At 55.0% G+C, this 3,565-nt stretch carries 4 protein-coding genes; 3 read left to right on the top strand and 1 reads right to left on the bottom strand.

All coding sequences use genetic code 11. The annotated features are described in order from the left end of the window. The 3 genes from ABJQ89_RS01305 to ABJQ89_RS01295 form a co-directional block, all read left to right on the top strand. On the top strand, positions 1–680 hold a 680-nt coding region (locus ABJQ89_RS01305), incomplete at its 5' end, for a magnesium chelatase domain-containing protein (protein ID WP_348494470.1). A gap of 34 nt (positions 681–714) precedes the next feature. Next, entirely contained in the window at positions 715–1,275 is a 561-nt protein-coding gene (locus ABJQ89_RS01300) for a CvpA family protein (RefSeq protein ID WP_348494469.1), read from the top strand. 233 nt (positions 1,276–1,508) lie between these two features. Next, the gene (locus ABJQ89_RS01295; RefSeq protein ID WP_348494468.1) at positions 1,509–2,420 is read left to right on the top strand and encodes an MBL fold metallo-hydrolase; all 912 of its coding nucleotides are present in this window, start codon (positions 1,509–1,511) and stop codon (positions 2,418–2,420) included. A gap of 63 nt (positions 2,421–2,483) precedes the next feature. On the opposite strand, the gene ABJQ89_RS01290 is transcribed toward ABJQ89_RS01295, so the two are convergent. Then, positions 2,484–3,527, bottom strand: a complete 1,044-nt coding sequence (locus ABJQ89_RS01290; protein ID WP_348494467.1) for a lyase family protein — start codon at positions 3,525–3,527, stop codon at positions 2,484–2,486. Positions 3,528–3,565: the final 38 nt, after the last annotated feature.

The following is a 3,565-nucleotide window of genomic DNA, read 5'->3' as shown; positions in this document are numbered from 1 at the left end:
ATATGGTTGATACTGTGCTCTATTTTGAGGGTGAGCGCGGCCATCAGTTCCGTATCCTGCGCGCGGTGAAGAACCGTTTTGGGGCTTCGGACGAAATCGGTGTCTTTGAAATGACAGGCGGCGGTTTGGCCCAAGTGGTGAACCCATCAGCACTGTTCTTGTCTGAGCGTGGCACCCCTTCGCCCGGTTCTGTTGTTTTCGCGGGCGTTGAGGGTACGCGCCCCGTCCTCGTCGAGCTGCAAGCGCTTGTCGCGCCCTCACCGCACAGCCAACCGCGCCGCACTGTTGTTGGCTGGGACGGCGGACGCCTCGCGATGATTCTCGCCGTGCTCGAAGCACGCGTCGGAATCCCCTTCACGGGGCTTGATGTGTATCTCAATGTCGCCGGCGGGATGAAGATTTCCGAGCCCGCCGCTGATCTCGCCGTCGCAGCCGCACTTTTAAGTGCGCGTGAAGATGCCGCTTTACCCGCGGAAACTGTGGTATTTGGGGAAATTAGCCTCTCTGGTGCCTTAAGACCTGCGCCTCAAACCGAAAATAGGTTGAAGGAAGCTCAAAAACTTGGTTTTACAGGCGCACTGGCACCTGCTGGTGGTAAAGGTGTCAAAGTCGATGGAATCAAGCTCACGCAAATGAGCGATCTCACAGGCTTTGTCGGTGACGTATTCGGTGCGGGATAAATCCTAGCCAAAAGAAGAGAAAGCGAGCGAACCCATGGAAGGTTTCACCCTTATTGACGGCATAGTTGCGTTAATTATCGTGCTCTCTGCTTTGTTGGCCTATTCGCGTGGCTTTGTACGCGAGGCAATGGCTATCGCTGGTTGGTTCGCAGCAACCATCCTTGCCTTTATGTTCGCGCCGCAAGTTGAACCAATCGTCAAAGAAATCCCATTCATTGGCGAATTCCTCGCAGACAGCTGTGAACTCGCCATTATCGCGGCCTTTGCTGTCGTCTTTGCAATTGCATTGATCGTCACATCGCTCTTCACCCCGCTCTTTTCTTCGCTCGTACAGCGCTCTGCGCTTGGCGGGCTTGATCAAGGCTTTGGGTTCCTGTTCGGCGTGCTGCGCGGCATCCTCTTGGTCGCGGTCGCCTTCTTTGTCTACGAGACAGTCATCACACAGCAAGACATCACAATGGTAGACGAAAGCCGCTCCGCCAAAGTCTTTGCCCGTATGACCGGACAAATCGAAGAGCAAAACCCAGAGCAAGCCCTCGGCTGGATCACAACACAGTACGAACAGCTCGTTGGTACATGCGGTGCACCTGAGTAAGTTCTTCGCTCGCAGCCAGATCAAAATCGATTGATAGAGAAACCGGCGAATGCGCCGGTTTTTTTGTTGGGGCCGCCTAATTTTTAGACTTAAACCTAGCCGAACTGACCCCAGAAAACGACGTACAAAAAGGCGGAATTTGGCGCAATTGCAAAGTAACAAAACCGTAGGTTGCTTTTTCTTTTCGCCGCGCTAGCTTTTTGAGTGAACGTTCAAATAAAGGGATAACGCTCATGAAAATTACCCGCCGCCAAACACTTTTCGCAGGCGCAGCCCTGCCCCTCGCAGCTGCACCAACTTTGATCCGCGCCGATGGACATGCTGCAAAGTCCACGCCAACCCACCGCGATTTCAGCTTGGGTGACTTCAAGGTTACCACATTGCTCGTCGGCAGCCGCGCCGTCGAAAACCCCCATTCGATTTTTGGCCTTAACGTCGACGACGAAACATTTAGCGATGTCAGTGCCGCGAACTTCATCGGCACAGATGCGGCTCAGTTCTTCTTTACGCCAACAGTTGTGAACACCGGCTCTGAAGTCATACTGTTCGACACAGGTCTAAATGCAGAAGGCACAACAGCAGCCCTGTCCGCAGCAGGCTACGCAGCGACTGACGTAACCCACGTTGTCATCACGCACATGCACGGCGACCACATCGGTGGCCTTACGGACGCAGAGGGCAACGCCACCTTCGCGAACGCGGCCTATGTCACAGGTCAGGTTGAGTTTGATCACTGGGCAAAAGCCGAGAACAAGAACTTTGAAGCCAAAGTGCGCCCACTCGCAGAAAAGATGAGCTTTATCGGCGGCGGCGACGATGTGCGCAGCGGCGTAACAGCGGTCGAAGCCTTCGGCCACACACCAGGTCACATGGGCTATATGCTCGAAAGCGGCGGCAAGCAGCTTTTGCTCATGGCGGACACAGCCAACCACTATGTTTGGTCAGTTGCTTATCCAGAGTGGGAAGTGAAGTTCGACATGGACAAAGCCGCAGCTGCTACGACGCGTAAAAAGCTGATGGATATGGCCTCTGCGGATCGTTTCCCATTGATTGGCTATCACATGCCGTTCCCTGGCATGGGCTTTATCGAAACACGCGGTGAAGGCGGGTATCGCTATGTGCCTCATTCCTACCAATTGATCTAAATCAACGATCTAGCGCGGCGTCTCATGGGCGCCGCGCTTATCAAATTACGGCGTTTACTAGCGCTATACGCGACCAAGCGTTTCAACACTTGCAAGCAACTCCTGCGCTTGACGCATTCCCGCCCCTGTCACGATACAAAGCTGCGAGAGCGCGAGCCATTCAAGCGTCCATGCCTGACCCGATCGAAACCCCTCATGTCGGGCTGCCTGCGTGAGACTTAGCTGCAAAGAACCCGCATAATTCGCAAGACTGATCAGCGTTTCGGCCAGTACTGGGTTGTTCTTATGCGCCATCGCAGAGGAGCTGCCGCCAGTCATTGTGATCTGTTCCGCGCCAATCGCCGCCATGAGCGCGATGTCTTCGCCGATCTTCCCTGTCGCAACAGTGACCCCCATCAGAACATTCACCACCTGCGTGATCCTGCTTCGATCCGTGTGCCAAGACAGGCCCGAATCGCTTAACCCCAGATTAGCTGCGAAGGCTGGGCCAAGCGTCTCGGCATTCGGATGATCACGGGTGCCAATGGGGCCGCCCCATTGAAGAACAGCGATGTCCTGCGCCGCGCGCGCAAGATCGCTCTGCAAACGCGGTAAGGGTTGGCGCCAACGATCCACGGCAACAGCGACTGTTGTCTCCAACGCCGGCTGCATCCGCGTGAAGGCCATCAACCGCGCTGCGCCGAATTTGAGCTTTAACGCCTCAAGCTGTTGATCAAGCAGAACAACACGCTCGCTCACTACGTTCAGCACCTCACTCAATGCCAGCACGAGGCTCGTGTCCATCACATCTTGCGACGTTAGCCCAGCGTGGACCAACGGGTGCGACGCGCTTTCGATGTCCGCTTTGAGTAGCTTAACTAGTGCGGGAATGGGCACGCCGTCCACCGCGAAACCGTCTTTCAAAGACTCGGGCGCGATGACTGCCGTTTCAATCAAACGCGCGACCTTTTCCGCATGCTTTTGGTCCGAAAAAGCACCCAACGCGCGCGACCATGCGGCTTCTATTTTCAGAAACCTCTGGAGTTCCGCCTGTGGATCAAAAATCGCTGCAATCTCTGGATCACCGAAAAGGCCCGACATCCAAGGATGAGTGCTTATGTCAATCATGGAGATCACCCATTCCTATTACGCAAGTTGTTAGGTCT

The sequence above is a fragment of the Planktotalea sp. genome (assembly GCF_039984035.1).
Classification (GTDB): domain Bacteria; phylum Pseudomonadota; class Alphaproteobacteria; order Rhodobacterales; family Rhodobacteraceae; genus Planktotalea.
This window is presented reverse-complemented; position numbering and strand designations above follow the sequence as displayed.

What these genes read in the sequence shown, in the direction of transcription:
- ABJQ89_RS01300 (WP_348494469.1), top strand. Translation starts at nt 715, where the DNA reads ATGGAAGGTTTCACCCTTATTGACGGCATAGTTGCGTTAATTATCGTG.
- ABJQ89_RS01295 (WP_348494468.1), top strand. Translation starts at nt 1,509, where the DNA reads ATGAAAATTACCCGCCGCCAAACACTTTTCGCAGGCGCAGCCCTGCCC.
- ABJQ89_RS01290 (WP_348494467.1), bottom strand. Translation starts at nt 3,527, where the DNA reads ATGATTGACATAAGCACTCATCCTTGGATGTCGGGCCTTTTCGGTGAT.